The sequence below is a fragment of the Brevundimonas sp. TWP3-1-2b1 genome (assembly GCF_049896165.1).
Lineage (GTDB): Bacteria > Pseudomonadota > Alphaproteobacteria > Caulobacterales > Caulobacteraceae > Brevundimonas > Brevundimonas subvibrioides_B.
This window is the reverse complement of sequence record NZ_JAFCTT010000011.1, coordinates 70,562-96,508: the sequence shown is the minus strand read 5'-3', so window position 1 is coordinate 96,508 and position 25,947 is coordinate 70,562. Positions and strand designations below refer to the sequence as shown.

General features: G+C 67.2%; 30 protein-coding genes. 25 read left to right on the top strand and 5 right to left on the bottom strand.

All coding sequences use genetic code 11. The annotated features are described in order from the left end of the window. Window positions 1-132: 132 nt before the first annotated feature. From ACP7AB_RS11990 to ACP7AB_RS11980, 3 genes are read left to right on the top strand one after another with little or no spacing between them, the layout of a single operon-like run. A complete protein-coding gene (locus ACP7AB_RS11990) occupies window positions 133-1,404 on the top strand; it encodes a NupC/NupG family nucleoside CNT transporter (RefSeq protein WP_425991392.1) in 1,272 nt (423 codons plus the stop codon). Between the two features lie 16 nt (window positions 1,405-1,420). After that, window positions 1,421-2,041, top strand: a complete 621-nt coding sequence (locus tag ACP7AB_RS11985; protein ID WP_425991390.1) for a glutathione S-transferase family protein — start codon at window positions 1,421-1,423, stop codon at window positions 2,039-2,041. After that, a complete protein-coding gene (locus ACP7AB_RS11980; protein WP_425991388.1) occupies window positions 2,038-2,559 on the top strand; it encodes a 2'-5' RNA ligase family protein in 522 nt (173 codons plus the stop codon). The genes ACP7AB_RS11985 and ACP7AB_RS11980 overlap by 4 nt, the downstream gene beginning before the upstream one ends. On the opposite strand, the gene ACP7AB_RS11975 is transcribed toward ACP7AB_RS11980, so the two are convergent. Continuing rightward, window positions 2,543-2,977 (bottom strand): PaaI family thioesterase, encoded by a 435-nt coding sequence (locus tag ACP7AB_RS11975; protein ID WP_425991386.1) that lies wholly within the window; start codon window positions 2,975-2,977, stop codon window positions 2,543-2,545. The genes ACP7AB_RS11980 and ACP7AB_RS11975 overlap by 17 nt on opposite strands. 48 nt (window positions 2,978-3,025) lie before the next feature. Between ACP7AB_RS11975 and ACP7AB_RS11970 the strand changes: the two genes are divergently transcribed. From ACP7AB_RS11970 to flhA, 10 genes are all read left to right on the top strand, one after another. Then, window positions 3,026-3,343 carry a DUF3253 domain-containing protein gene (locus ACP7AB_RS11970; RefSeq protein WP_425991384.1) on the top strand — a complete coding sequence of 106 codons (318 nt, stop codon included), beginning with the start codon at window positions 3,026-3,028 and terminating at the stop codon, window positions 3,341-3,343. A gap of 67 nt (window positions 3,344-3,410) precedes the next feature. Further along, on the top strand, window positions 3,411-3,968 hold the full coding sequence (locus tag ACP7AB_RS11965) for a uracil-DNA glycosylase family protein (RefSeq protein WP_425991458.1): 558 nt from the start codon (window positions 3,411-3,413) through the stop codon (window positions 3,966-3,968). Further along, the gene (locus ACP7AB_RS11960) at window positions 3,965-4,957 is read left to right on the top strand and encodes an alpha/beta fold hydrolase (RefSeq protein WP_425991382.1); all 993 of its coding nucleotides are present in this window, start codon (window positions 3,965-3,967) and stop codon (window positions 4,955-4,957) included. Before ACP7AB_RS11965 ends, ACP7AB_RS11960 begins: the two co-directional genes overlap by 4 nt. Window positions 4,958-5,072: 115 nt before the next feature. Further along, window positions 5,073-6,704 carry a flagellar basal-body MS-ring/collar protein FliF gene (gene fliF / locus ACP7AB_RS11955; protein WP_425991380.1) on the top strand — a complete coding sequence of 544 codons (1,632 nt, stop codon included), beginning with the start codon at window positions 5,073-5,075 and terminating at the stop codon, window positions 6,702-6,704. Beyond that, a complete protein-coding gene (gene fliG / locus ACP7AB_RS11950) occupies window positions 6,704-7,741 on the top strand; it encodes a flagellar motor switch protein FliG (RefSeq protein WP_425991378.1) in 1,038 nt (345 codons plus the stop codon). Before fliF ends, fliG begins: the two co-directional genes overlap by 1 nt. Window position 7,742: 1 nt before the next feature. Beyond that, a complete protein-coding gene (locus ACP7AB_RS11945; RefSeq protein ID WP_425991376.1) occupies window positions 7,743-8,405 on the top strand; it encodes a flagellar assembly protein FlbE in 663 nt (220 codons plus the stop codon). Continuing rightward, on the top strand, window positions 8,405-8,737 hold the full coding sequence (gene fliN, locus ACP7AB_RS11940; protein WP_425991374.1) for a flagellar motor switch protein FliN: 333 nt from the start codon (window positions 8,405-8,407) through the stop codon (window positions 8,735-8,737). The genes ACP7AB_RS11945 and fliN overlap by 1 nt, the downstream gene beginning before the upstream one ends. Before the next feature lie 37 nt (window positions 8,738-8,774). After that, window positions 8,775-10,169, top strand: a complete 1,395-nt coding sequence (locus ACP7AB_RS11935) for a sigma-54 interaction domain-containing protein (RefSeq protein ID WP_425991372.1) — start codon at window positions 8,775-8,777, stop codon at window positions 10,167-10,169. A gap of 215 nt (window positions 10,170-10,384) precedes the next feature. Continuing rightward, entirely contained in the window at window positions 10,385-11,194 is an 810-nt protein-coding gene (gene bla, locus ACP7AB_RS11930) for a class A beta-lactamase (RefSeq protein ID WP_425991370.1), read from the top strand. 14 nt (window positions 11,195-11,208) lie between these two features. Next, the gene (gene flhA / locus ACP7AB_RS11925; protein ID WP_425991456.1) at window positions 11,209-13,308 is read left to right on the top strand and encodes a flagellar biosynthesis protein FlhA; all 2,100 of its coding nucleotides are present in this window, start codon (window positions 11,209-11,211) and stop codon (window positions 13,306-13,308) included. Between the two features lie 49 nt (window positions 13,309-13,357). Here the strand turns inward: flhA and ACP7AB_RS11920 are convergent, their stop codons facing one another. After that, window positions 13,358-14,074 (bottom strand): hypothetical protein, encoded by a 717-nt coding sequence (locus ACP7AB_RS11920; RefSeq protein WP_425991368.1) that lies wholly within the window; start codon window positions 14,072-14,074, stop codon window positions 13,358-13,360. 115 nt (window positions 14,075-14,189) lie between these two features. Here ACP7AB_RS11920 and ACP7AB_RS11915 point away from each other — a divergent pair, with 115 nt between their 5' ends. The 5 genes from ACP7AB_RS11915 to ACP7AB_RS11895 all read left to right on the top strand — a co-directional run bounded on the left by ACP7AB_RS11915 (window position 14,190) and on the right by ACP7AB_RS11895 (window position 17,896). After that, a complete protein-coding gene (locus tag ACP7AB_RS11915) occupies window positions 14,190-15,722 on the top strand; it encodes a sensor histidine kinase (protein WP_425991366.1) in 1,533 nt (510 codons plus the stop codon). A 20-nt stretch (window positions 15,723-15,742) separates the two neighbouring features. Further along, window positions 15,743-16,144, top strand: a complete 402-nt coding sequence (locus ACP7AB_RS11910) for a response regulator (protein WP_425991454.1) — start codon at window positions 15,743-15,745, stop codon at window positions 16,142-16,144. Continuing rightward, a complete protein-coding gene (locus ACP7AB_RS11905; RefSeq protein WP_425991364.1) occupies window positions 16,141-17,181 on the top strand; it encodes a sensor histidine kinase in 1,041 nt (346 codons plus the stop codon). Before ACP7AB_RS11910 ends, ACP7AB_RS11905 begins: the two co-directional genes overlap by 4 nt. Then, window positions 17,178-17,627 carry an NUDIX domain-containing protein gene (locus ACP7AB_RS11900; protein WP_425991362.1) on the top strand — a complete coding sequence of 150 codons (450 nt, stop codon included), beginning with the start codon at window positions 17,178-17,180 and terminating at the stop codon, window positions 17,625-17,627. Before ACP7AB_RS11905 ends, ACP7AB_RS11900 begins: the two co-directional genes overlap by 4 nt. 89 nt (window positions 17,628-17,716) lie before the next feature. After that, the gene (locus ACP7AB_RS11895; protein ID WP_425991360.1) at window positions 17,717-17,896 is read left to right on the top strand and encodes a CsbD family protein; all 180 of its coding nucleotides are present in this window, start codon (window positions 17,717-17,719) and stop codon (window positions 17,894-17,896) included. A 61-nt stretch (window positions 17,897-17,957) separates the two neighbouring features. Here ACP7AB_RS11895 and ACP7AB_RS11890 read toward each other — a convergent pair whose 3' ends face one another. The 3 genes from ACP7AB_RS11890 to ACP7AB_RS11880 all read right to left on the bottom strand — a co-directional run bounded on the left by ACP7AB_RS11890 (window position 17,958) and on the right by ACP7AB_RS11880 (window position 20,267). Further along, a complete protein-coding gene (locus tag ACP7AB_RS11890) occupies window positions 17,958-18,452 on the bottom strand; it encodes a hypothetical protein (protein WP_425991358.1) in 495 nt (164 codons plus the stop codon). Window positions 18,453-18,533: 81 nt separating this feature from the next. Further along, the gene (locus ACP7AB_RS11885) at window positions 18,534-19,712 is read right to left on the bottom strand and encodes a vWA domain-containing protein (protein ID WP_425991356.1); all 1,179 of its coding nucleotides are present in this window, start codon (window positions 19,710-19,712) and stop codon (window positions 18,534-18,536) included. Window positions 19,713-19,733: 21 nt separating this feature from the next. Continuing rightward, on the bottom strand, window positions 19,734-20,267 hold the full coding sequence (locus ACP7AB_RS11880) for a GNAT family N-acetyltransferase (RefSeq protein ID WP_425991354.1): 534 nt from the start codon (window positions 20,265-20,267) through the stop codon (window positions 19,734-19,736). Between the two features lie 207 nt (window positions 20,268-20,474). Here ACP7AB_RS11880 and ACP7AB_RS11875 point away from each other — a divergent pair, with 207 nt between their 5' ends. The 7 genes from ACP7AB_RS11875 (at window position 20,475) to dxs (ending at window position 25,932) form a co-directional block, all read left to right on the top strand. Further along, the gene (locus ACP7AB_RS11875; protein WP_425991352.1) at window positions 20,475-21,395 is read left to right on the top strand and encodes a histone deacetylase family protein; all 921 of its coding nucleotides are present in this window, start codon (window positions 20,475-20,477) and stop codon (window positions 21,393-21,395) included. A gap of 92 nt (window positions 21,396-21,487) precedes the next feature. Next, window positions 21,488-22,078, top strand: coding sequence for a histidine phosphatase family protein (locus ACP7AB_RS11870; RefSeq protein WP_425991350.1), 591 nt, complete (start codon window positions 21,488-21,490; stop codon window positions 22,076-22,078). Continuing rightward, window positions 22,075-22,407: a DHCW motif cupin fold protein gene (locus ACP7AB_RS11865; protein ID WP_425991348.1), complete on the top strand. Its 333-nt coding sequence runs from the start codon at window positions 22,075-22,077 to the stop codon at window positions 22,405-22,407. Before ACP7AB_RS11870 ends, ACP7AB_RS11865 begins: the two co-directional genes overlap by 4 nt. A gap of 50 nt (window positions 22,408-22,457) precedes the next feature. Beyond that, window positions 22,458-22,709 (top strand): exodeoxyribonuclease VII small subunit, encoded by a 252-nt coding sequence (locus ACP7AB_RS11860; RefSeq protein ID WP_425991346.1) that lies wholly within the window; start codon window positions 22,458-22,460, stop codon window positions 22,707-22,709. After that, window positions 22,709-23,077 (top strand): tRNA-binding protein, encoded by a 369-nt coding sequence (locus tag ACP7AB_RS11855; protein WP_425991344.1) that lies wholly within the window; start codon window positions 22,709-22,711, stop codon window positions 23,075-23,077. Before ACP7AB_RS11860 ends, ACP7AB_RS11855 begins: the two co-directional genes overlap by 1 nt. 53 nt (window positions 23,078-23,130) lie before the next feature. Next, on the top strand, window positions 23,131-24,003 hold the full coding sequence (locus ACP7AB_RS11850; protein WP_303696368.1) for a polyprenyl synthetase family protein: 873 nt from the start codon (window positions 23,131-23,133) through the stop codon (window positions 24,001-24,003). A gap of 15 nt (window positions 24,004-24,018) precedes the next feature. Further along, complete coding sequence (gene dxs, locus ACP7AB_RS11845) at window positions 24,019-25,932, top strand: 1-deoxy-D-xylulose-5-phosphate synthase (protein ID WP_425991342.1); 1,914 nt, start codon at window positions 24,019-24,021, stop codon at window positions 25,930-25,932. Window positions 25,933-25,947 lie beyond the last annotated feature (15 nt).

Sequence of the window (25,947 nt, the reverse complement as noted above, 5' to 3'; positions counted from 1 at the left end):
GTCTCCCTCAAGGTCCCGATCACGGTTCCGTGATGACGCGCGCCCATCAAGGCGGAGTCAAGGCGAACGTCCTGACGCTTGCACAGGCCCTGACCCCCGTGCAGGAAAGGCGCTCGGGGAGATCGCACCACCATGTTCAGCCTGCTGAATCTTCAGAGCCTTCTGGGCCTGTTCGTCATTGTCGCCGCCTGTTGGGCGCTGTCGGAGAACAAGCGCGCCTTTCCCTGGCGGCTGACGCTGGGCGCCATTGGCGTGCAGGCCGTGCTGGTGCTGGCCCTGTTCGCCATCCCGGGCTCGCAGGTCGTGCTCGCCGCGATCACCGGCGGCGTCGACGGCCTGTCGCGGGCGACGTCCGAGGGGGCGAAGTTCGTGTTCGGCTATCTCGCCGGCGGAGACCAGCCCTATGCCGTGACCAACGCAGGCGGCCTGTTCACCTTCGCCTTCAACGTCCTGCCGATGATCCTCGTGATCTCGGCCCTGTCGGCGCTGCTGTGGCACTGGAAGATCCTGAAGTGGCTGACGCACGGCTTCGGCATCCTGTTCCAGAAGACCATGGGCCTGGGCGGCGCCTCGGCCCTGGCGGTCGCGGCCAATATCTTCCTCGGCATGATCGAGAGCCCGATCGTGATCCGGGCCTATCTCGACAAGCTGACCCGGTCCGAGATCTTCCTCATGATGGTCGTGGGCCTGGCGACGGTCGCCGGCTCGACCATGGTGGCCTATGCGACCATCCTGTCGGCGACCCTGCCGAACGCCGCCGGACATGTGCTGGTGGCCTCGATCGTTTCCGCGCCGGCGGGTGTTCTGCTGGCCCGCATCATCATCCCCGAGAAGCCGGGCGAGGGCGGCCAGGTCGCGGACTACGGCTCGGCCCTCAAATACGACTCGGCCATCGACGCCATCGTCAAGGGCACGGCCGACGGCCTGATGGTTGTCCTCAACATCTCCGCCGTCCTGATCGTCTTCGTGGCCCTGGTCGCCCTGGTGAACATCATGCTGGGCGGCTTCTGGCTGTTCGGCGACCACATCACGGTCGAGCGCCTGCTGGGCTGGATCTTCATGCCCCTGGCCTGGCTGATCGGCATCGACTGGTCCGAGGCGGGCAAGGCGGGCTGGCTGCTGGGCGTCAAACTCACCCTGACCGAGTTCGTGGCTTTCATCCGTCTGGGCGAGGTTCCGGCCGGCGAGATGAGCGAGCGCACCCGGATGCTGCTGACCTATGCCCTGTGCGGCTTCGCCAATATCGGCTCGGTCGGGATCACGGTCACGGGCCTGTCGGTCCTGATCCCTGAGCGCCGCGAAGAGGTGTTGGGCATGGTGTGGAAGGCGCTGTTCGCCGGATTCCTGGCGACCTTGATGACGGCAGCGGTTGTCGGCGCCATGCCAGCCTCCATATTTCGCTGAACCGGAGACCCGCTCGATGAAGCTCTACGACAGCCACCGCGCCCCCAATCCCAGGCGCGTCCGCTGGGTCATGGCCGAGAAGGGCATCGAGGACGTCGAGATCGTGCCGATCGACATCATGTCGGGCGAGCACAAGACGCCGGAATACCGAGCCCGCGTCGGCGTCCCTCACGTTCCGGCGCTGGAACTGGATGACGGCACGACCATCTCGGAGTCCGTCGCCATTGGCCGCTATCTGGAGTCGATGTATCCGGAGCCGAACCTGTTCGGGCTCGACGCCCGCGAACAGGCCATCGTCGAGATGTGGACCCGGCGCTGCGAGTTCTATCTGGCCAATCCGATCATGCTGAACGTGCGCCTGACCCATCCGGCGCTTGCGGCGCTGGAGTCGGCGCAGCAGCCCCAGGTCGCTGACTACAACCGCGTCGCCGCCGAACGCTTCATGCGCACCCTTGACCGGCGCCTGGCCGACCATGAGTTCATTGCGGTGAACCGGTTCACCATCGCCGACATCGTCGCCGCCGTCGGTCTCGATTTCGCGCGCCTAGTCAAATACCGCCCGCCCGAGGAGTTCACCCACCTGGCCCGCTGGCTCGAAGACTGCCGCGCCCGTCCGGCGGCGAAAGTCGGAGTGTGACCGGCGATGCCGATCCTCTGATCCTCAGCCTCGGCTTCGATCGCGCATCCTTCGAGTGTTTCGATGACCTGCGACGCGCCCATTTTCCGGCAGCCCTGAACCGCATCCCCGCGCATCTGACGCTGTTTCACCATCTCCCGGGCGATGGACTGGCTGAGGTGGCTGCAGCGGTGGCCGAGGCAGCCGACGCCGTTACGGCCTTCGATATGCGCGTCACCGGCTTGCGAAAGCTGGGGCGAGGCGTCGGCTTCTCGCTGGAAGGCCCCGCTCTTGCAGCTGTGCGCAGCAGGCTGGCCTCGCGCTTCGCCGATGTTCTCACGCCTCAGGACCGGCAGGGTTTTCGTCCCCACGTCACGATCCAGAACAAGGTGGATCCTGCCGAGGCCCTGGCGTTACACGACCGTCTGGCCGACGACTTCGCCCCGTGGACCGTCAGGGCAGAAGCCCTGCTACTCTGGCGTTATCGCGGCGGTCCATGGGAGGCGGCCGGGTGTTTCGAGTTCAAGTCCGCGGCGTGAATTTCCGGATGATCCCGCTGTAGGTCATCAACGTCCGCTCGCCCGTGCAGATCTGGCCACGCACGAAGATCAGCGATCCACCTGCGCGCACCACTTCGCCCGTCGCCTCGACCAGTTCGCCGACATAGGCCCCGTCGATCAGGGTGGAATCGAGCTGTACGGTCACGCCGTTCATCCCCTCCATTTGCTGATACGCCGTCTGGAACAGGGCGATATCGGCGAAGGTCATCAGGCAGCCACCGTGCATCCTGTGCCCGGCGTTCATGTGTTTGGGCTCGGCACGGAAGGCGCAGCGCATCCTCCCATCCGGATCCGGCTTGAAGTAGAAGGGACCCACGACCTGGTCGAAGGTGCCGTGCAGATCGTACGTCTGCCAACCAGTGAACTCGCCCTCCGTGACCGTGATCTTCTCGACCATTTCCGAACTCGCCTTCTTTTCAGTGCCGCAGTGCAGCATATAGGGCCCATGAGCGATCCAATCGAAGCAGCAATTTTCGAGACCCTGGCGAAAGCTGATCCCAAGGGCGTCGGCGGCAAGTCCGTGGAACCGGCGGACGTGGCCAAACATATCCAGACCGAACAGTGGCAGCGCGTCCTGCCCAAGGTCCGGGCGACGGCTCTTGGCCTGATGCGTCAGGGCAGGCTGACGATCACCAAGAAGGGCAAGGTCGTCGATCCGTCCAACTTCCGGGGCGTCACCCGTCTGCGCCTGCCGACCGACGCTGAAACTGCCGCGGCCCTGGCCGCCCTGCCGCCCAAGGCGGATGAAGACGCCGACGACTAGATCCGAGCATCCCTGCCTTCACGGGGATGAGCGGAAAGGGGAGTGCCTCGAACACGTCCTTTCGGACATTCGCGCCTGCCGGGCCTGTCTCGGCGAACTGCCGCACGAACCGCGCCCCGTGGTCCGGGTCTTTCCCGAGACCCGCCTGCTGATCTGCGGCCAGGCGCCGGGACGCCGGGTGCATGAGAGCGGGATGCCTTTCACCGATCCGTCCGGCGACAGGCTGCGCGACTGGATGGGCGTCGACTACGAGACCTTCTACGTCGATCGCCGCATCGGGGTGGCGCCCCAGGCCTTCTGCTATCCCGGCACGGCTCCGAAGGGCGGGGACTATCCGCCACCGAAGCGGTGCGCGGCCCTGTGGCGGCCCCGGTTGCTGGAGGCGCTCCCCCGGATGGAGCTGACCCTGCTGGTTGGCGGCCATGCCCAGGTCTGGGCGCTGGGCGAGCGGGCCAAAGCCAATATGACCGACACCGTCCGCGCCTGGCGGGAGTACGCCCCTGACATCCTGCCCATGCCCCATCCGTCGTGGCGGAACACCGCCTGGCTCAGGCGCAATCCGTGGTTCGAGGCCGAGGTCGTGCCGTATCTTCGCCAAAGGGTCCGGGGCATCCTGTCCGCATGATCCGCGCGCTGGCCCTGTCCATGATGCTGCTAGGCCTCGCCGCCTGCGCCATGCCCCATGTCCAGCCGCCGTTGACGCCGCCCGCGGGTTTCGCCGGTCCCCGCATCGAGCCGGGCGCCTTCGTTGTCGATGACGGGGCGAGGCTGCCCTACCTGCGCTGGGGACCTGAGGAGCCGGAGGCGATCATTATCGGCCTGCACGGCATGAACGACCATGCTGCCGCCTTCCGACTCGCGGGTCCGTGGTGGGCGGAGCGCGGCATCGCCACCTACGCCTATGACCAGCGGGGCTTCGGCGCGTCCCCCGGTCGGGGCGTCTGGGCGGGCGAGGCGCGGATGGCGGAGGATCTGCGTACGGTCGTCGCCCTGGTCCGCGCCCGCCATCCGAACGCCCGCATCGCCGTGGCGGGAGAGAGCATGGGCGGGGCTGTCGCCATCTCGGCCTTCGCTTCGGATCGGCCGCCTGTCGCCGACCAGTTGATCCTGCTGGCCCCCGCTGTCTGGGGCTGGTCGAGCCAGAGTCTGCCCAACCGCGCCAGCCTGTGGGCCGCCTCGCGGCTGATGGGGTCTCGCTCGATTACGCCGCCGGATTGGGCGGTCCGGCGCATCCGGGCCACCGACAACCTGATCGAACTCGTCGCCAACGGGAACGATCCGGGCTTCATCCGCTCGACGCGGTTCGACGCCCTGTCCGGCCTCGTTGATCTGATGGAGAGCGCGACCCTCAAGCTGGGGCAGGTGAGGGCGCCGACGCTGCTGCTGTACGGCGCCAGGGACCAGATTATCGAACAGGGCCCCATGCGCCGCGCCCTGATCCGAGCCGGCGAGCCGCCCAACCTGCGCACCGGCTGGTATCGGGACGGCTGGCACCTGCTGAACCGAGACTGGCAGGCCGAGGTCATGTTCCGCGATGTCGAGGCCCTGCTGCGCGATCCGGACGCGGCCTTGCCGTCCGGCGCCGGCCCGGTGCTGGACGAACTTCGACGTTAACCCCGAAAATCGGCGAGCTAACCCCGACACTTAAACCGCCGTTAACCACGCGGGCGGCAGTTTCTGCCTAGCGAGGGCAGTCGGCTCCCCCGTGACAGTATTTGGGCGGGGACGCGTGGGCGGCTTCACGGCGGCGTTGCAGAGATTTGGGATCGGGCGGCTCGCCATGGTCCTCGGCGTCGGGGCCGGCGTCGCCGCCGTCCTGGTGGCCTTGATGCTGCGCGTCGGCCAGGCGCCGGACGCCTTGCTGTATTCCAACCTCGACCTGCGCGAGGCCGGCGAGATCACGTCCTCGCTGGAGCAGGCGGGCATCAAATATTCCACCCGTGGCGACGGCTCGACCATCATGGTCAATCGCGACGACGTCGGCACGGCCCGTCTGATGCTGGCCGGCAAGGGGCTCGTGAGCTCAGGCTCGGTCGGCTACGAGCTGTTCGACAACCAGTCGGTGCTGGGCCAAACCGAGTTCCAGCAGCAGATTTCGGAACAGCGCGCCCTGCAGGGCGAACTGTCCCGCACCATCATGTCCATGCGCGGCATCTCTTCGGCCCGCGTGCAGATCGCCTTGCCGCGCCGCGAACTGTTCGCCCAGGACGCCGCCGAGCCCACCGCCGCCGTCGTCGTCGGCCTGGGCGGTCGCGCCCTGAGCGCCGACCAGGTCCGCGCCATCCGCAATGTCGTCGCCTCGTCCGTGCCGAACCTGAAGCCCGGCAAGGTCACCGTGGTCGATGAGACCAACCAGACCCTCGCTGCAGCCGACGACGAGGAGGGCTTCTCGTCCGCTACCGCCGAGGCCGCCAAGACCAACACCGAGGCCCAGCTTCAGGCCCGCATCAAGGATCTGGTCGAGGGCGTGGTCGGTCCGGGCGCCGCGCGCGTTCAGGTCACCGCCGACATCGACATGAGCCGCTCCACCACCCAGGAGCAGAAATACGATCCCGACGGCCAGGTCGTCCGCTCGACCTCGTCCAACGGCTCCCAGTCCCAGGACAGTGAGGGAACGGCTGATGGCGGGGCCACGGCGACGAACAACATCCCCGGCGGCGCGGCCCCGGCGGTCACCCCGGCGGGCTCGACCGAGAGCGTCACGGGCGAGACTACCAACTACGAAATCTCCAACACGACCACGACCACGACCAAGGAGCCGGGCGAGGTGCGCAAGCTGTCGGTGGCCGTGGCCGTGGACGGCAAGCTGACTCCGCCCGCCGAGGCCGGCGGCGAGCCGACCTACACCGCCCGCACGCCGGAAGAAATCACCCAGATCGAGGATCTGGTGAAGGCGGCCATGGGTTTCGACCAGACGCGCGGCGACCAGGTGCGTGTCACCAACGTGCGCTTCAACCGTGACGCCCTGGTGTCGGCCGGGGGCACCGATGGCGGCTCGCCGCTGTTCAACTTCACCAAGAACGACATCATGCGCGGCGTCGAGCTGCTCGTTCTGCTGATCACAGGCCTGCTGCTGATCTTCTTCGTCCTGCGACCGCTGCTGAAGTCGGCGACCGGGCCCGGCGGCATGCCCGCCCTGGCCGGCGCGGGCGGCGGCCAGATCGGCGTCACCTCTTTGCAAACCAGCGTCGTCGGCGGCGCGGGCCAGCTGACCGGTCCGTCCGAGATGGACCAGCGGCTCGACATCGCCCGTATCGAGGGTCAGGTGAAGGCGTCGTCCGTCAAGAAGGTCGCGGAGTTCGTCGAGAAGCATCCCGATGAATCGGCCACCATCCTGCGTGGCTGGGTTCACGAAGGCTGATGGCGGCGGGCATGGCGAGCAAAAAGGCCTCGGTCGACGATTCAAAGAAGCTCTCGGGGCCGGAAAAGGCCGCCGTGGTTCTGCTTGCACTCGGCGAGGACCACACCCGGCTGTGGCAGAGTCTGGACGACGAAGAGGTCAAGGAGATCTCCCAGGCCATGGCAGGCCTGGGCACAGTGGCGGCCCACGTCGTGGAGGAATTGCTGGTTGAGTTCGTGTCCGGCATGAGCGGCTCCGGCGCAGTCATGGGCAGTTTCGAACAGACCCAGAGGCTGCTGGCCTCCTTCATGCCCTCCGACCGGGTCGATGGCCTGATGGAGGAAATCCGCGGTCCCGCTGGCCGGACCATGTGGGACAAGCTCGGCAATGTGAATGAGGCTGTCCTCGCCAACTATCTGAAGAACGAATACCCCCAGACGGTCGCGGTCATCCTGTCCAAGGTAAAGCCCGATCACGCCGCCCGCGTGCTGACGTCCCTGCCCGAGGACTTCGCCCTCGAATGCGTTCAGCGGATGCTGCGCATGGAGCCGGTCCAGCGCGAGATCCTCGACAAGATCGAACAGACGCTGCGCATCGAGTTCATGTCGAACCTGGCCCGCACTTCCAAGCGCGACAGCCACGAGGCGATGGCCGACATCTTCAACTCGTTCGACCGCCAGACCGAGGCCCGGTTCATCGGCGCCCTGGAAGAGCGCAATCGCGAGTCCGCCGAACGCATCCGCGCCCTGATGTTCGTCTTCGAGGATCTGAGCAAGCTGGACCCCGGCGGCGTCCAGACCCTGCTGCGGTCGGTCGAGAAGGATTCCCTGGGCCTGGCCCTGAAGGGCGCCTCGGAAAGCCTGCGCGAGATGTTCTTCACCAACATGTCCGAGCGGGCGTCCAAGATCATGCGCGAGGACATGGAATCCATGGGGCCCGTCCGCCTGAAGGATGTCGACACCGCGCAGATGGCCATGGTCCAGGTCGCCAAGGATCTGGCGGCGCGCGGCGAGATCATGCTGGCCGGTGCGGCCGGCGACGACGAGTTGATCTACTGACATGACCGATCACGCTCCCATCACCAGCCGCCCCTTCGCCTTCGACACCGAGTTCGACGGCGCCGGCTCGGTCGTGCACGCCTCCGAGTTCCGTCCGACCAAACGCGCCTATATGCCGTCCGAGGTCGAGGCCCTGGTCGCCCAGGCCCGGTTCGAGGCCCGCGAGGCGGCCCTGGCCGAGGCCGCAAGCATCGAGGCCATGGGCGTCGCCGCCATCGGTCAGGCCATGGGCCAGGCCATTCCGGCCCTGACCCATGTCGCCCAGACCCATCGCGAGCAATCGGCCGGTCTCGCGCTCGCCGCCGCCCGCGTCATCGCCGCCGCCGCCCTGGAGCGGCTGCCGATCGGCCCGCTGCAATCGGCGCTGGAAAGCCTGGGCCAGGAGATCGACAGCTCGCCCCGTCTCGTGGTCCGCGCCTCAGGCCTGGAGCCCGGGGTCCAGGAGAAGATCCAGGCGATCTGTATCGATGCCGGCTTCACCGGCGTAGTCGCCTTCCGCGAAGACCTGTCCCTGCCGCTCGCGGCCTTCCAGCTGGAATGGGCCGACGGCCGGGCCGACTTCGATCCCGCCGCCGCCGCCGACCGGATCGCCGCCGCCCTGACCTCCGCCCTCGCCGCCGAGGCCGGGCATGCCGAACCCCTCATCAACGGAAGTGACCTCTGATGGCCGCCGACGATCTCGCCCTGGAAGAGTTTCCCGAGTCCACATCCCTCGCCATGATGGACGAGGCCGGGGACAAGTCCGCTGCCGACCTGTCGACCGTCTTCGACGTGCCGGTCAATATCTCCGCCGTCCTGGGCAAGGCCCACATGACGGTGGCCCAACTGCTGAAGCTCAATCGCGGGTCGGTGCTCGAGCTGGACCGCAAGGTCGGCGAGGCCATCGACATCTTCGTCAACAACCGCCTGGTCGCTCGCGGGGAGGTCGTCGTCGTCGAGGATCGCCTGGGCGTGACCATGACGGAAATCATCAAGACAGAGGATTCGGCCGCCTAGGCGCGCCGGTTCCAGTACGGATTAAGGGAGAAGACCCATGCGGCTTCTGGTGGTCGGTCGGCTTTCGGGCCAGCTCGCGGCGGCGGTGAAGATGGCCATGGCGCACGGCGCCAAGGTCAGCCACGTCGAACGCACGGATCAGGCGACGGAACAGCTCCGGCGCGGGCAGGGGGCCGACCTGCTGATGGTCGACTATAATCTCGACATCGGGGCCCTGATCGCCGCCAACGACGCTGAGCGGATCTTCGTGCCGGTCGTGGCCTGCGGCGTCGACAACGATGCCGAAAAAGCCGCCGCCGCCATTCGCGCCGGAGCCAAGGAGTTCATTCCGCTTCCGCCTGACGCCGACCTGATCGCCGCCGTCCTGGCCGCGGTCGCCGACGACGAGCGCCCGCTGATCTCGGCCGATCCGTCTATGCAGGCCGTGATCAAACTGGCCGACCAGGTCGCGCGCTCGGAAGCCTCTATCCTGATCACCGGCGAAAGCGGCGTCGGCAAGGAAGTGATGGCGCGCTATCTGCACCAGCAATCCAAGCGCGCCGAGCGGGCCTTCATCAGCGTCAACTGCGCCGCCATCCCCGACAACCTGCTGGAATCCGAACTGTTCGGGCACGAGAAGGGCGCCTTCACGGGCGCCGTCGCCCGCCGGATCGGCAAGTTCGAGGAGGCCGACGGCGGTACGCTGCTGCTGGACGAAATCTCGGAGATGGACGCCCGGCTTCAGGCCAAGCTGCTGCGCGCGATCCAGGAGCGAGTCATCGACCGCGTAGGCGGCACCAGGCCCGTGCCCGTCAACATTCGCATCATCGCCACCTCCAACCGCGACCTGGCCAAGGCCGTGGCGGAGGGCACGTTCCGCGAAGACCTGCTGTATCGCCTCAACGTCGTGAACCTGCGTCTTCCGTCTCTGCGCGAACGTCCCGGCGACGTGGCCGTGCTGGCCGATCACTTCGTCAAGAAATACGCTGCCGCCAACGGCGTGCCGGCCCGGCCGCTGTCGCAGGATGCTCGCCGGGCGCTCGCCGCCCACCGCTGGCCCGGCAACGTGCGGGAGCTTGAGAACGCCATGCACCGGGCGGTCCTGCTGGCCGTCGGCGCCGAGATCGACGCCGAGGCCATACGCCTGCCGGACGGTCAGCCGCTGACGGGCGCGATCGCCGGTTCCGACGCCGGTCCCGCCGCCCGCGCCGCCCAGACCGCCGACGCCGTTTCCCGCGCCTATGTCGGCCAGACGGTCGCCCAGATGGAAAAGACCCTGATCCTGGACACCCTGACCCACTGCCTGGGCAACCGGACGCACGCGGCCAATATCCTGGGCATCTCGATCCGCACCCTGCGCAACAAGCTGAATGAGTATTCGGACGAGGGGACGCAGATCATGGCGCCCCAGACGGGCATCGCCACGAGCGCCTACGGCGCGAACGCGGCGTGACTGATCGCGCTGACGAATCCTCCCACATCGGGGGAGGGGGACCGCGAAGCGGTGGAGGGGGCCAGCCTCAGACGCCGGCGTTCGCGTCGGACCCCCTCCGTCACGTCGCGCAGCCGCGCCGCGCCACCTCCCCCGACGGGGGAGGATTTGATCGTCGTGCTGTTCTCGTCGGAGCCGGTTCGCTCGCGATCGCTGCATGCTCACGCACGCCATCAGTGGCCGCTGTCCAGCCCGCGCCGGAAACGCTCGACCTGTCCGGTCTGGAACAGGCGCACGGTGGTCGCTTCGGTCTGTTCGCCCATGACCTCGGCACGGGCCGCCAGTTAACGGCGCGGGGCGACGAGCGGTTCGTCTATTGCTCGACCTTCAAGATGTACCTCGCCGCCGCGACCCTGCTGCGCGTCCAGGCCGGTGAGGAACAGCTCGACCGCCTCATGCCGATCACGCGCGCCGACATGATCAACCACGCCCCGGTGACCGAGCCCGCCGTTGGCTCGAGCCTGACCGTCGAACAGCTGATGAAGGGGACGGTCGAGGTCTCCGACAACCCCGCCGCCAACCTGCTGCTGAAGGCGCTGGGCGGCATCGCGCCCATGCAGGCCTTCTATCGCGGCATCGGCGACGCCTCGACGCGCGCGGACCGGTTCGAGCCCGAGATGAACCGCCTCGACGGCGACAAGGACACCATCACCCCGTTCCAGTCGGCCGCGAACATCCACCGCCTGTTCATCGACCCGGCCTCGCCCCTGTCGCAGGACTCGAAAGCGATGCTGCTGGGCTGGATGTTTTCGTCGCCGACGGGCGTCGACCGCATCAAGGCCGGCGTTCCGGTCGGCTGGCGTGTGGCCCACAAGACCGGCACCGGTGGTTACGGCCCGACCAACGACATCGGCATCCTGTATCCGCCCTCGGGCGCGCCGATCATCATCGCTGCCTACTACCACGCCGCCTCTGACGCGCCCGGGAACGAGGCCGTCATCGCCGAGGCGACCCGTCGGGCCCTGGCCACGCTCGGCCGCGCATGACCGACACACCCGTGATGATGAAGGACGGCATGGCCCGTCCGACCGGCAGCGACATCCGGGGCTGGCTGCTGCGCGGCGAGGTCGGCATGGCGGTCGGCGTGATCTGCGTCATCCTGCTGCTGATCCTGCCGGTCCCCAAATTCCTGCTGGACCTGCTGCTGGCCATCAGCCTGGTCTCGTCCGTGCTGATCCTGATGACGGCGCTGATGATGAAGCGCCCGCTGGACTTCGCCATCTTCCCCACGGTGCTGCTGATCTCGACCCTGTTCCGCCTCGGTCTCAACCTGGCGTCCACGCGTCTGGTCCTGACCCATGGCCATGAGGGTCATGACGCCGCCGGTCAGGTTATCGCCGCCTTCGGTGAGTTGATGATGGGCGGCAGTTTCATCATCGGCATCATCATCTTCGCCATCATCCTGGTGGTGAATTTCGTGGTCATCACCAAGGGTTCGACCCGGATCGCCGAGGTCAGCGCCCGCTTCACCCTGGACTCCATGCCGGGCAAGCAGATGGCCATCGACGCCGACCTGTCCTCGGGCCTGATCACCGAGGAACAGGCCAAGCTGCGGCGCAAGGAACTGGAGCAGGAATCGACCTTCTTCGGGGCCATGGACGGTGCGTCCAAATTCGTGCGTGGCGACGCGGTCGCAGGCCTGATCATCGTCTTCATCAATCTGATCGGTGGTATCCTGATCGGTGTGATCCAGCACGGTCTGCCCATCGGTGAGGCCGCCAACACCTATACCCAGCTGACCATCGGCGATGGACTGGTGACCCAGGTACCCGCCATCATCATCTCCATCGCGGCGGGCTTTCTGGTGTCCAAGGCGGGGGTTGAGGGCTCGGCCGACAAGGCTCTGGTGGCCCAGCTGGCCACCAACCCGGTCAGCCTCGGCATGGTCGCCGCGGCGTCTGCCCTGCTGGCCCTGATCCCCGGCATGCCGATCATACCCTTCGCCGCCCTGGCCGCCGGGGCCGGTTTCATGGCCTGGCATCACGGCCGGGCGAAACTGAAGCCCCAGCCCACCGAGGCCGAACTCGCGGCCGCCGCCAGCGCCGGCAAGCCCAGGGACGATGCGGAAGAGCCTATCGGCACGGCCCTGACCATCGACGAGGTCAAGATCGAGCTGGGCTATTCGCTGCTGACCCTGATCAACGACCTGGAGGGCCGCCGCCTGACCGACCAGGTCCGCGCCCTGCGTCGCGCCCTGGCCCAGGAGTATGGCTTCGTCATGCCGTCCGTGCGGATCCTCGACAATATGCGCCTGCCGACCCAGGGCTACGCCATCCGCATCAAGGAGATGGAGGCCGGCGCCGGCGAGGTCCGTCTGGGCTCGCTGATGGCGATGGACCCGGCCGGCCGCCAGGTCGAACTGCCGGGCGAGCACACCAAGGAACCCGCCTTCGGCCTGCCCGCCACCTGGATCGATGAGAGCCTGCGCGAGGAGGCCACCTTCCGCGGCTACACCATCGTCGATCCCTCGACGGTGCTGACGACCCATCTGACCGAGATCCTGAAGGAGAATATGGCGGACCTGCTGACCTATGCCGAGGTGCAGAAGCTGCTCAAGGAACTGGGGCCGGAGGAGAAGAAGCTGGTCGAAGAACTCGTGCCCTCCGTTGTCACCGTCACCACCCTGCAGCGCGTGCTCCAGACCCTGCTGCGCGAGAAGGTCTCGATCCGCGACCTCGGCGCCATCCTGGAAGGCCTGGCCGAGGCCGCGCCGCACTCGTCGTCGATCACCACCCTGGTTGAACACGTCCGCACCCGCCTGGCCCGTCAGCTGTGCTGGCAGAACAAGGGCGACGACGGCGCCCTGCCGATCATCACCCTGTCCCCTGATTGGGAGGCCGCCTTCGCCGAGGCCCTTGTCGGCCAGGGCGAGGACAAGCAGCTGGCCATGGCACCCTCGCGGCTCCAGGACTTTATCCGCGCTGTCCGTGACGTCTTCGAACGCGCCGCCATGTCGGGCGAGAGCGCGGTCCTGCTGACCGGCCCCCAGATCCGCCCCTACGTCCGCTCCATTATCGAACGCTTCCGCGGTCAGACCGTGGTGATGAGCCAGAACGAGGTGCACCCCAAGGCAAGGTTGAGGACGTTGGGAAGCGTGTGACAGCTTCTCCTCCCCGTCGCTACGCGACAGGGAGGAGAAGTCGGTCGGTCTAGTTCACCCGCACGAACCCGCCCGCCGACGCCTCGCGCGCCGCATCGTTGGTCGGCCGGGCGATCAGGCCGGACTGGGTGATCCAAACCTCATAGGTCGCCCCGTTCGCCATCGGCATGTAGGCTGCGGAACCATAGAGGGTGTCCACCGCGTCGACATAGCGACGGTATTTCCGCGCCACGTCCCAGACGCTGAGGGTCCACGGCACATAGGCCAGCGGCCCGGTCTTCACGTCGCCCCCCGACAGGGCGTGGACGCTGCGGGCGCCGGTGCGTTCCTGCTCGATGGTCTGATAGCGGCCCGAGAGACGGTCGAGCCGGTACTGGGAATCAAGACCGACCACATTGGCCCACGGCTTCCACTTCAGGACCTGGGCCTCCATCCGCCATTCGTCGCCGTTGACCGGATAGACGGCAGTGCGGGCGGGCGACTCGCCCTGGGCGGGCTGGGTCACGACGACCTCGAAATACTGTGACGCCAACTGCCGGATCGACAAACTCGCGACCGGCCGCTCATAGGTCAGGCGCGAATAGGTCTGGACGTTCTGGCCCAGCAGGCCGCCCGCCAGTGCCGCCGCCAGCAAAGCTGCGCCCCCGGCCGTACCGAACAACCCGCCGAAGAACTTGCCTTTGAACAGCGAGACCAGTCCGACGAACAGAATCAGGACGCCGATGATGGCCAGGGCCGTCGGTGCGATCCACCACCACCAGAACATTCAATCCACTCCCGAAACGGCAAAGCTTGTTAACGGAACACTTTGGCCCTGCACAGCTTGCGCCGCGAATGACTTCACTGGACACGCGAATGTGCGCCGCTAAAGCTTGCGCTGCATGTCGTCGATCTTTCCCAAAACACTCTCGCAGTTCGGCCGGTTCCTGCGCGAGGGAACGCTCGGCCGATCGATCTTTCTGCTGCTGGCGGCCGCGATCGCCCTGCTGCTGCTGGTCAATCTCTCGACCTTTGTCCTGATCCAGCGCACCGCGGCCTTCAACGAGCAGGTCGACGCGACGTGGCAGCTGCGTCGCGCGGCACGGACCGTCCTGCTGAACATCAAGGACGCCGAGACAGCCCAGCGCGGTTATCTGCTTACCGGCCAGACGAGCTTTCTGCTGACCTACGACCAGAGCGCCGAGGCCGCGCCGCGGCTGCTCGACCGGCTGACCGAGCTCGCCGGCGACGACGAGGTCGGTCAGGCTTCGGTGGAGTCCCTGACGCGGCTGTCGCGCGACAAATTCCTGGAGATGTCCGGCATCACCGACCTGTCGCGGCTCGGGCAGACCGCCCAGGCGCTGGATCGGGTCCGCTCCGGTCGAGGCAAGGCCTTGATGGAACAGATGGATGCCGAAATCTCCACCCTCGATTCTCAGCTCGGCGCCCGGCTGTCCGCCCAGCAGGCGAGGTCCGAGGGGTCTGCCGCCTTCACCATCATCGTCAATGCCCTTGCCGCCGTCCTGATCCTTGTCCTCGGCGGCATCGTCGCCATGCTGATTCGTCGATACCTGATGGACCTGACGAGCGCGCGAGCCGATCTCGATCGCGTCAACGCCGGACTGGAGGATACGATCAGGGCCCGAACCGCCGCCCTGACCCGCGCCAACGAAGAGGTGCAGCGCTTCGCCTATATTGTCAGCCATGATCTGCGTTCGCCGCTGGTCAACGTCATGGGCTACACCGCCGAGCTGGCGCAGGCGGGCCGGACCATCGATCTGCAGCTCACCAAGGTCGAGACCGTCGCGCCGGATCTGATCGAGAGGGACGCCATCATCGCCGCGCGGGAGGACATGCCTGAGGCGATCGGCTTCATCCGCGCTTCCACCGAGAAGATGGACCGGTTGATCAACGCCATCCTCAAGCTGTCACGCGAGGGCCGGCGCGGGCTCACCCCGGAAACGCTCGACGTCGGCGACATGGCCAGGGCCGCCGCCGACAGCATGCGCCATCAGTTGGAAGAGACCGGGACCGAGGTTGTGATCGGCGAAACGGTCACCTTCGAAAGCGACCGTCTGGCGATCGAGCAGATCGTCGGCAACCTGATCGAGAATGCCGTCAAATACTCGCACGCTTCCCGCTCCAACCGTATCGAGGTCAGCGGCCGCGACCTGGCTGGCGGGTGGGTCGAGATCGCAATCGCCGACCACGGTCGCGGCATTGCGCCCAAGGACCACGAACGCATCTTCGAACTGTTCCGCCGTTCCGGCCGCCAGGACCGTCCGGGCGAGGGGCTGGGGCTGGCCTTCGTGCGGAACAGCGTTCGCCGTCTGGGCGGCTCCATCGACGTCGAGTCCGCCCTCGGCGAAGGCTCGACATTCCGTCTGAAATTCCCCAAACGCCTGATCCTCGACGAGGCCGGAGACACCCAGTGAGCAACCCCGTAAAGATCGTCATGGTCGAGGACGACCATGGCCACGCCAAGCTGATCGAGAAGAATATTCGCCGGGCCAACATCTCCAACGAGATCGTTCATTTCGACCACGGCCAGCCGGCGCTGGACTATCTGTTCAGCGAGGACGTCCGCGCCAACGGCCCGATGTTGATCCTGCTGGACCTGAACCTGCCGGACATGCAGGGCACCGACATCCTGGCCGAGGTCAAAAAAGACGAGCGGCTGAAACGCGTCCCCGTTGTGGTGCTGACGACCACCGACGACAAGGTCGAGATCCAGCGCTGCTACGATCTGGGCTGCAACGTCTACATCACCAAGCCGGTGGACTATGAGAGCTTCGCCGGCGCCATCCGCCAACTGGGTCTGTTCCTGTCCGTCATGCAGGCGCCCGACATCGAATGACCTCCGAAAAGCCGCCCATCCGGCTCCTCTATATCGACGACGACCGCGGCCTGTCGCGGCTCGTTCAGAAGGAACTCGGCCGTCACGGCTATGAGGTCACCCTCGCCGCCGATGGAGACGCGGGCGTAGCGGCGCTGGACGCCGACGATTTCGATATCTGCGCGCTCGACCATTACATGCCCGGCCGCGACGGGCTCGACGTCCTGCCCGACATCCTGCATCGCCCCGCGCCGCCGCCCGTCGTCTATGTCACGGGGGCCCAGGAGGGCCGGATCGCCGTCGCCGCGCTGCGCGCCGGGGCTGCGGACTATGTGATCAAGGACGTGTCAGAGGACTTTACCGCCCTGCTGCGCTCGGCGCTCGAAGACGCCCTGCTGCGTCGCCGCCTCGAACGCGAGAACGAGGAGGCCCAGGAACAGGTCCGCATCGCCCGGGACCGCGCCGAGGCCATGCTGCGCGAGGTCAATCACCGCGTCGGCAATTCGCTCCAGCTCGTCTCGACCTTCATGTCGCTGCAACTGCGTCACATGGCCGACGAGGGCGCCCGCGATGCGCTCCGCGAAGCCCAGGCTCGCATCGAGGCCGTCGCCCATGTGCACCGCCGCCTTTACACCTCGGGCGACATGGAGACGGTGGACATGCAGGCCTATCTCGACGGTCTGGTCGGCGAGCTGACCAAGTCGCTGGGATCCGACGCCGCCTCGCCGAACATTACCCTTCAGGCGGAGCCCATGCGCGTCTCCACCGACCAGGCCGTGTCGCTGGGCGTCATCGTCACCGAACTGGTCACCAACGCAGTGAAATACGCCTATGCGGCCGGCGAGGCGGGCGAGATCCGTGTCCGCCTGGCGCCCGCCCCTTCGGGCCGCGCCATCCTGACGGTCGAGGACGACGGCCCGGGCCTGGGCGACGGCAAGCCCAAGGGCACTGGCCTCGGCGGCAAGATCATCACCGCCATGGCCTCGGGCCTGCGTTCCGCCGTGGAGTTCGACGGCGCCCACAATGGCGTCCGCGCCCGTCTGGCCTTCGACCTGTGAAGCCTTCCCTCCAGTTCGGCCGCGCCGATGACGGCGTCGACTATCTGTTCCGCCCCGCGACCTTCGGCCTGGTCTTTCATGACGAGAAGATCGCCTGCGTCCGGGTCACTCGCGACACCCCCTACTACGACCTGCCCGGCGGCGCGGTGGACGGCGACGAGACCGAGGAACAGGCCCTGGTCCGCGAATACATCGAAGAGACCGGCATGAGCGTCCGCCCGATCGAACGCATCGCCGAGGCGGGGCAGTTTTTCCGCAAGTCCGACGGCGAGGCGATCAACAACGTCGGCGGCTTCTGGGTCGCCGGGATGGTCGCACTCGATTCATCGAGGAAGGTCGAGGACGACCACGAACTGGTCTGGCTGCATCCGCGCACGGCGCTGGCCGAACTGCGGCACGACGCCCACGCCTGGGCCGTGGCCCGGTGGTTGAGGCGCAAGGCCTAAGCGTCGCCATACGGAACGGCGAGGGCCTTTGTCCGCTCCCCAAGGTGAAGCGCCGCCGCCGGGGCGACGCCAATACCAGGAGTCCCCCCATGGCCGATCACGATCGCATCGAAGGCGCCGCCAAGAACATCGGCGGCAATATCAAGGAAGGCGTCGGCAACGTGACCGGCGACGAGAAGCTGAAAGCCGAAGGCAAGGCCGAACAGGTCGAAGGCAAGATCCAGAACACCATCGGCGGCATCAAGGACGCCATCAACGAAAAGCACTGACCGCTGTCACGATCGAAGACATGAAAGGCCGTCCCTCGGGGCGGCCTTTTACTGTCCGGGCTCAGTCCTTGCCGAACAGCCGGAACGACAATCCACGGTCGCCCGCGTTCTCCGCCCGGCAATCGGTGATGAAGGCCACCGATCCGCCCTGACGCTGCGGACGGGGACGGCAGTCCGGCACGGGGGGCGTCGCGGTCGCCGCCGCCTGTCGCTCAGGCGTACCGCACTGGACCGGATAGGCGCCGTCGTCGCCCGGCGTGGCCAGGCATGGCACGGGTTCGCCCGCAGGCCTCAATCCCGCCGGCAACCGGTCGCCCAGCGCCGCTGACAGCTCGGTTCGGACCCGCGCCTGACAGATGTCCAGCGGTTCGCGGCTCACCAGCGGACTGCACTGCGACCGTTCCCAGGCGAACGGATCGGCCAGCGCCCAGGCGGGCACGCTTGTCGAGACGATGGCAGGTTCGGGTGCGGGATCGAGGGCCGGTGCGGGCGCCTGCCAGCCCAAGGCGCCTCCGGCCTGTTGCATGACCAGGGTCATGGCGAAAACGGTCAGCATCCTAGGCTCTCCTGAACAGCCGCCAGGTTCGCATGAAACGTGGGTTTGGACACCTCACGCCTGCGTGTCAGCGAACCCGTGCTAGCGGGTCAGCGCCCGCATGGCCCGGTCCAGACCGTCAAGCGTCAGCGGATACATCCGCTCGTCCATGACCTCGCTGAGCAGCTTCACCGACGCCGTATAGCTCCAGAACCGCTCGGCCACGGGGTTCAGCCACACCGACTTGTCCCATTGCAGCCGCGCGCGCCGCATCCAGACCGCTCCGGCCTCCTCGTTCCAGTGCTCGACCGAGCCGCCGGGCATGGTGACCTCATAGGGGCTCATGGTCGCGTCGCCGACGAAGATCGCCCGCCAGTCGCCGGGATATTTGTTCAGCAGGTCCCAGGTCGGGATTTTCTCGCCGTGGCGCCGCCGGTTGTCCTTCCACACACCCTCGTAGAGGCAGTTGTGGAAGTAGAAGAACTCCAGGTTCTTGAACTCGGTCTTGGCGGCGGAAAACAGCTCTTCGCACAGCTTGATATGCCCATCCATCGACCCGCCGACGTCGAGGAACAGCAGCACCTTGATGGTGTTCCGCCGCTCCGGCCGCATGCGGATGTCGAGCCAGCCCTGGCGCGCGGTGCCGTCGATGGTGCCGTCGATGTCCAGTTCCTCGGCCGCGCCTTCGCGTGCGAACCGGCGCAGGCGACGCAGGGCGACCTTGATGTTGCGCGTCCCCAGTTCGACCGTGTCGTCCAGGTTCCTGTATTCGCGCTTCTCCCAGACCTTGACCGCGCGACCCTGTTTGGCTGGACCGCCGATGCGCACGCCCTCGGGGTTGTAGCCGCCGTGGCCGAACGGGCTGGTCCCGCCGGTGCCGATCCACTTGTTCCCGCCTTCGTGGCGCTTCTCCTGCTCCTCCATCCGCTGTTTCAGCGTTTCCATCAGCTTCTCGAAGCCGCCCAGCGCCTCGATCTCGGCCTTCTCCTCGTCGGTCAGGAACTTCTCATTCAGCAGCTTCAGCCAGTCCTCGGGCACGTCCAGCGTGGGCTCGTCGCCCGCCCCGATCGTCTCGATGCCCTTGAACACCGTCCCGAACACCTGATCGAACCGGTCGTAGTGTTTCTCGTCCTTGACCAGGACGGCACGCGACAGGTGATAGAAGTCCTCGACCCGACCCCCGGCCACGTCCTTGTCCATGGCCTCCATCAGATGGAGCCATTCCTTGGTCGAGACGGGGACTTTCGCCTGACGCAGGGCGGTGAAGAAGGGGAGGAGCATGGCTGAAACCCTGGACCCAGGTCAGCCGCGCCGCAAGATGAACTCGTCGTCCCGCCAGGCGCCGACGGGGTACTGGTACTCGCCCGCCTTCGTGAATCCGTAGGCCGCGTAAAGCTTCTGGGCCTTCAGGTTCCCGTTCCAGACACCGATCCACAGAGGCCCGGTGGTGTTGGCCTCCATCCAGTCCAGCGACAGCTTGAGCAGTTGGGTCCCGAGACCCAGCCCCTGTGCCGGTTTGCCGACGTAGAGCCTTCTCAGCTCCATATGGCTGGGTCGCCCTTCCGGATGGGGCAGGGTGTTGGGACCGGTGTTGGCGAAGGCCAGCAGCTCGCCGTTCCGCTCCGCCACCCACCAGGCCGCGCCCGGTTCGGCCAGTTTCTTCGCGGTGGCCTCGGCGCTGAAGCTGGCGTCCAGGAAGGCCGCCAGGTCGTCGGCGGGGTAGGGGATGGCGAACCCGTCCTCGGCCACGAAGGTGTCGATGAAGGTCTGGCGGCCCAGCGCGCCGAGCGCTGCGGCGTCTTCGGGGCGCGGGGGGCGGATCAGCACGTCAGTCATGGGGAGGGTTTCGCCCAAGGTCCGTCATGCCTCAACTTCTTTTCCGTGCATCCCCGCGAAGGCGGGGACCCAGTGCTTTTGGGGGCGCCTGCAGCCGACCAGTTAGTGACCGGATCTCGCGCACCGCAGTGAGCCGGAAACCTGGGTCCCCGCCTTCGCGGGGATGCACGGATTGTTTTGCTTCAGGGGCCTTGTAGTCTCACCCCCATGTCCGTCGCCCTGTTCACCCACACCGACATGATCGCCCACGCCCCCGGCGCGGGTCACCCCGAACGGCCCGAGCGCCTGGCCGCCGTCCTCGCCGCCTTGGACGACGCCGACCTGAAGCTGGATCGCCGTGAAGCCACCGAGGCCGCCGTCGCTGATCTCGAGCGGATCCACCCCGCCGCCTACGTCGCCCGCATGATCGAGGCCTCGCCCGCGACCGGCCGCGCCCAGCTCGACGCCGACACCATCATGTCGCCGGGCAGCGTCCGTGCCGCCCGTCTCGCCGCCGGGGCCGCCATCGACGCAGTTCGGGCCATCGCCGCCGGCCAGACCCTGCGCGCGTTCGCCGCCGTTCGTCCGCCCGGCCACCATGCCGAACCGAACCAGGCCATGGGCTTCTGCCTCTTCTCCAACGTCGCCGTCGCCGCCCGTGTGGCTCAGTCTCTCGGCATGGCCCGGGTCGCGGTCGTCGATTTCGACGTCCACCACGGCAACGGCACCCAGGCGGCGTTCGAGGCCGACCCGACCCTGTTCCTGGCCTCCATCCACCAGATGCCCCTGTATCCAGGCACCGGCGCGCCATCGGAGACGGGTGTCGGCAATATCGTCAACGCGCCGGTCGAGCCGCACGCCGCCCGCGAATCATGGCGCGCTACATTCGCCGGGGGACTGATGTCGGCGCTCGACGCCTTCGCTCCAGATCTTGTGATCATCTCCGCCGGTTTCGACGCCCACCGGCGCGATCCCCTCGCCCACCAGAGCCTTGAGGCTGAAGATTTCGCCTGGGCGACCCGCGCGGTGCTGGAGGTCGCGCGGCGGCATTGCGGCGGCAAGGTTGTCTCTTCGCTGGAGGGCGGTTACGACCTCGAAGGACTGGGCCAATCGGCCCTCGCCCATGTGCGGGCCCTGGGGGAGGCGTAAGGAAGGTCCATGTCGGCACCCGGTTATCCTGGGCCGTCTTCCCTTTCATCCGCAGCATGACGTCAGACAGTGTCGAACAAGATGCCGGCCAGATGCTGAAGCCCTCGCGCCCCGGCTCGATCACCCTCGCCCGGCATGGCGAGCCGGCCCTGTCGCGAAAGTGCATGCTGACGTCCGACCAGTACCGCGACTGGTGGGCGAAGTATGAGCTCGGCGGCCTGCTGGCCGGCCAGACCCCCCCGCCAGAACTGCTGACCACAGCGGCCGGGGCAGGCGTTATCTTCGCCTCGACCCGCCAGCGCGCCCAGGAAACCGCGCTCGCGATCTCGGCGGGCCGCGAGATCACCTCGGACGTCATGTTCATCGAGGCGCCCCTGCCGCCACCGCGCTTCCCGTCGTGGTTCAAGCTGCCGCCGAAATACTGGGGCGCGGTGGCCCGCTTCTGGTGGCACGCCTTCAACCATCACGATGGACAGGAAACCCGTGTCCAGGCTGAGGCGCGCGCCGAACAAGCGGCGCAGCGGCTGATCGCCCGCTCCGAGGCCGGCGAGAACGTGCTGGTCCTCGCCCACGGCTATTTCAACCACATGGTCGGCGGACGACTGAAGGCTGACGGCTGGAAGCTGGTTCACAACCAGGGTTTCAAATATTGGTCGCAGCGTCGCTACGAGCGCACCGGGTGAAAATTCCGGATCTGTCCTTTACCGTGACGGACTGGGCGGAGGTGGAGCCGACCCGCCATCCGGGCGACACCGGCGAAGCGCTATGGCGTACCGTATCCGTCGGCGACCTTCGCGTGAGGATGGTCGAATACAGCGCCGACTACCTGGCCGACCACTGGTGCGACCGCGGTCATGTTCTCACTGTTCTGGAAGGGGAACTGGTCACCGAACTCCGGGACGGACGCCGCTTCACGCTGACCTCCGGCATGACCTATCGCGTCTCGGATTTCGGCGATGCGGCACACCGGTCATCGACATCGGCGGGCTGTCGCCTTCTCATCGTTGACTGACCCCAGCTTCCCCGTTGAAGCGAAAGCGGCTCGCCTCTAGGGTCGCTCCGATGTCAGACGCAGCGCCCTCCATTCCCGCCGATCTCAGCTTCGAAGACGCCCTGTCGCGTCTGGAGACCATCGTCTCGCGCCTGGAGTCCGGCCAGGCGCCGCTGGAGGAATCCATCACCCTCTACGAGCAGGGCGCGAAGCTGAAGCAGCATTGCGAGGCCCGTCTGAAGGCTGCCCAGCTGCGGGTCGACAAGATCGTCGTCGGCGCGGACGGCTCCGCCAAGGGCGTCGAACCGGCCGAGTTCAGCTGATGACCACAGCCGTCGCCGCCAGTCCTGTCGCCGACCGCATCGCCTTCGACGACTTCATGAAGGTCGATATCCGCATCGGCGAAGTCCTCCGCGCCGAGCCGTTCCCCGAGGCGAGGAAGCCCGCCTACCGGCTGACCATCGACTTCGGCCCCGACATCGGGGTGAAGCGCTCATCGGCCCAGATTACCCGCCACTACACCCTGGACCAGTTGACCGGCCGCAAGGTGGCGGCGGTGGTGAACTTCGTGCCGCGCCAGATCGGTCCCTTCATGTCCGAGGTCCTGACGCTCGGCTTCCCCGACGCGGACGGCGAGGTCGTGCTGGCCGGCGTCGATCGCGATGCGGTGATAGGCGGGAGGCTGTTTTGACCCAGCCGCCTCTCGCGAAACCCCACGCCGCCAACTCTCCGGAACAGTCGGTCATCGACCGTGTCGCCGAGGTCGCCGACCTTGTCACCGTGGCGCTGGACGAACTTCTGCCCCGGGCCGACGGGCCGGAGTCCCGCCTCACCGAGGCCATGCGCTATGCGGCGCTCGGGCCCGGCAAGCGGCTGCGTCCCTATTTCGCTATGGAAGCGGCCCGGCTGTTCGACATCGAGGAGCGTCCGGTGCTGCGCGCCGCCTGCGCCCTGGAATGCGTCCACGCCTATTCGCTGGTCCACGACGACCTGCCGGCGATGGACAACGACGACATGCGTCGCGGCCGGCCGACGCTGCACATCGCCTATGACGAGGCGACGGCCATTCTCGCTGGCGACGCGCTCCAGACCGCCGCCTTCGACATCATCCTGCACCCCGACACCCATGAGGACGCCGCCATCCGCTGCGCCCTCGCGGCCCGGCTGTCGCTGGCCTCCGGCGCGCGCGGCATGGCCGGCGGCCAGATGATCGACCTGCTCGGGGTCCGCGACGACCTGGGCGGCGTCGCCCGGATGCAGCGGCTGAAGACCGGCGCCCTGTTCACCTACGCCTTCGAGATCCCGCTGATCATCGCCGGCGCGCGGGACAACCAGTGCCAGGCCCTGACCAGCTTCGCCCACGACATCGGCCTGGCGTATCAGATCGTCGACGACCTGCTGGACGTGGACGGCGACGAGGACATCCTCGGCAAGGCCGCCAATGGCAAGGACGCCGCCCAGGGCAAGACCAATTTCGTCACCCTGCTGGGCGTCGATGCGGCGCGACATCGCGTCGCGCACCTCGCCGATCAGGCCCGCAGCCACCTCGACGTGTTCGGTTCCGACGCTGAAAATCTCAAGGCGAGCGTGGACTTCGTGCTAAACCGTCGGTCTTGACGCGCGTTAGAGTTATTGATGTCTGACACCCCCCTGCTCGACAAGGTCCACACCCCCGCCGACATGCGCGGCTTCGACGCTGCGCAGTTGCGTCAGCTGGCGGACGAGCTGCGGGCCGAGACGATCGACGCGGTCTCCACGACCGGCGGTCACCTCGGCGCCGGCCTCGGCGTGGTCGAGCTGACCGTCGCCCTGCACCATGTGTTCGAGACGCCGAAGGACATCCTCATCTGGGACGTCGGTCACCAGTGCTATCCGCACAAGATCCTGACCGGCCGCCGCGACCGTATCCGCACCCTGCGCCAGCCCGGCGGCCTCAGCGGCTTTACCAAGCGCAGCGAGAGCGAATACGACCCGTTCGGCGCCGCCCACGCCTCCACCTCGATCAGCGCCGCCCTCGGCTTCTGCGCCGCCCGCGACCAGAGGGGCGAGAAGAACAAGGTCATGGCCGTCATCGGCGACGGCTCCATGTCTGCAGGCATGGCCTACGAGGCGATGAACAACGCGGCCGAGACGACCGGCCAGTTGACCGTCATCCTCAACGACAACGACATGTCGATCGCCCCTCCGGTCGGCGGGATGAGCGCCTATCTCGCCAAACAGGTTTCTGGCGGTGCCTACAGGAACCTGCGCGAGTTCGGCAAGAAGGTCGCCGAACACATGCCACGCCCGTTCCGCAATGCGGCGCGCAAGGCCGAGGAATACGCGCGCGGCATGATCGTCGGCGGCACCTTCTTCGAGGAGCTCGGCTTCTACTACATCGGCCCGGTCGACGGGCACGACATGGACAACCTCGTTCCGATCCTGAAGAACGCCGCCGCCATCACCGACCGCCCGGTCCTGGTCCACGTCGTGACGCAGAAGGGCAAGGGCTACGCCCCGGCCGAAAGCAGCGCCGACAAGCTGCATGCGGTGGTCAAGTTCGACGTCGTCTCGGGCAAGCAGAACAAGTCCGTGTCCAACGCCCCCAGCTACACCAAGGTGTTCGGCGCCGAGCTGATCAAGCGGGCCACGATCGATCCCTCCATCGTCGCCATCACCGCCGCCATGCCTTCCGGCACCGGCCTCGACCTGTTCGGCCAGGCCTTCCCGGACCGGACCTATGACGTCGGCATCGCCGAACAGCACGCCGTCACCTTCGCCGCCGGTCTCGCCGCCGACGGGATGAAGCCGTTCTGCGCCATCTATTCGACCTTCCTTCAGCGCGGCTACGACCAGGTCGTCCACGACGTGGCGATCCAGAAGCTGCCCGTCCGCTTCGCCATGGACCGCGCCGGTCTGGTCGGCGCCGACGGCTGCACCCACGCGGGCAGTTTCGACATCGGCTATATGGGCGCGCTTCCGGGCATGGTGCTGATGGCCGCGGCGGACGAAGCCGACCTCGCCGCCATGATCGCGACAGCCTGCGAGATCGACGACCGCCCGTCCGCCTTCCGCTATCCGCGCGGCGACGGCGTCGGCGTGGAAATTCCCGAACTATCCGCCCCGCTGGAGATCGGGCGCGGCCGGATCGTCCGCGAGGGCACGGCCGTCGCCATCCTGTCCTTCGGCACACGCCTGCAGGAATCGCTCAAGGCCGCCGACCTGCTGGCCGCCCACGGAATTTCGGCCACCGTCGCCGACGCCCGCTTCGCCAAGCCCCTCGACCACGACCTGATCACCCGCCTGGCGCGTGAGCACGAGGCCCTGATCACGGTCGAGGAGGGCGCAATGGGCGGCTTCGGCGCCTTCGTGCTTCAGTATCTGGCCGGGGCGGGCGCCCTGGATGGGGGCCTCAAGATACGGACATTGCACCTGCCCGACGTCTTCCAGGACCAGGACAGTCCGGCGGCGCAGTACGCCGAGGCGGGGCTAGACGCCGAGCATATCGCGGCATCGGCGCTCAAGGCGCTGGGGGTGGCGTCGGCCAGAGGCGCGGTGCGCGCGTAAAGGCTTATCCCTCCC

Coding starts and splice junctions, on each gene's coding strand:
- ACP7AB_RS11990 (WP_425991392.1), top strand. CDS start 133: ATGTTCAGCCTGCTGAATCTTCAGAGCCTTCTGGGCCTGTTCGTCATT.
- ACP7AB_RS11985 (WP_425991390.1), top strand. CDS start 1,421: ATGAAGCTCTACGACAGCCACCGCGCCCCCAATCCCAGGCGCGTCCGC.
- ACP7AB_RS11975 (WP_425991386.1), bottom strand. CDS start 2,977: ATGGTCGAGAAGATCACGGTCACGGAGGGCGAGTTCACTGGTTGGCAG.
- ACP7AB_RS11970 (WP_425991384.1), top strand. CDS start 3,026: ATGAGCGATCCAATCGAAGCAGCAATTTTCGAGACCCTGGCGAAAGCT.
- ACP7AB_RS11960 (WP_425991382.1), top strand. CDS start 3,965: ATGATCCGCGCGCTGGCCCTGTCCATGATGCTGCTAGGCCTCGCCGCC.
- fliG (WP_425991378.1), top strand. CDS start 6,704: ATGGCGGCGGGCATGGCGAGCAAAAAGGCCTCGGTCGACGATTCAAAG.
- ACP7AB_RS11945 (WP_425991376.1), top strand. CDS start 7,743: ATGACCGATCACGCTCCCATCACCAGCCGCCCCTTCGCCTTCGACACC.
- fliN (WP_425991374.1), top strand. CDS start 8,405: ATGGCCGCCGACGATCTCGCCCTGGAAGAGTTTCCCGAGTCCACATCC.
- ACP7AB_RS11935 (WP_425991372.1), top strand. CDS start 8,775: ATGCGGCTTCTGGTGGTCGGTCGGCTTTCGGGCCAGCTCGCGGCGGCG.
- flhA (WP_425991456.1), top strand. CDS start 11,209: ATGATGAAGGACGGCATGGCCCGTCCGACCGGCAGCGACATCCGGGGC.
- ACP7AB_RS11920 (WP_425991368.1), bottom strand. CDS start 14,074: ATGTTCTGGTGGTGGTGGATCGCACCGACGGCCCTGGCCATCATCGGC.
- ACP7AB_RS11915 (WP_425991366.1), top strand. CDS start 14,190: ATGTCGTCGATCTTTCCCAAAACACTCTCGCAGTTCGGCCGGTTCCTG.
- ACP7AB_RS11910 (WP_425991454.1), top strand. CDS start 15,743: ATGGTCGAGGACGACCATGGCCACGCCAAGCTGATCGAGAAGAATATT.
- ACP7AB_RS11905 (WP_425991364.1), top strand. CDS start 16,141: ATGACCTCCGAAAAGCCGCCCATCCGGCTCCTCTATATCGACGACGAC.
- ACP7AB_RS11895 (WP_425991360.1), top strand. CDS start 17,717: ATGGCCGATCACGATCGCATCGAAGGCGCCGCCAAGAACATCGGCGGC.
- ACP7AB_RS11890 (WP_425991358.1), bottom strand. CDS start 18,452: ATGCTGACCGTTTTCGCCATGACCCTGGTCATGCAACAGGCCGGAGGC.
- ACP7AB_RS11885 (WP_425991356.1), bottom strand. CDS start 19,712: ATGCTCCTCCCCTTCTTCACCGCCCTGCGTCAGGCGAAAGTCCCCGTC.
- ACP7AB_RS11880 (WP_425991354.1), bottom strand. CDS start 20,267: ATGACTGACGTGCTGATCCGCCCCCCGCGCCCCGAAGACGCCGCAGCG.
- ACP7AB_RS11875 (WP_425991352.1), top strand. CDS start 20,475: ATGTCCGTCGCCCTGTTCACCCACACCGACATGATCGCCCACGCCCCC.
- ACP7AB_RS11870 (WP_425991350.1), top strand. CDS start 21,488: ATGCTGAAGCCCTCGCGCCCCGGCTCGATCACCCTCGCCCGGCATGGC.
- ACP7AB_RS11860 (WP_425991346.1), top strand. CDS start 22,458: ATGTCAGACGCAGCGCCCTCCATTCCCGCCGATCTCAGCTTCGAAGAC.
- ACP7AB_RS11855 (WP_425991344.1), top strand. CDS start 22,709: ATGACCACAGCCGTCGCCGCCAGTCCTGTCGCCGACCGCATCGCCTTC.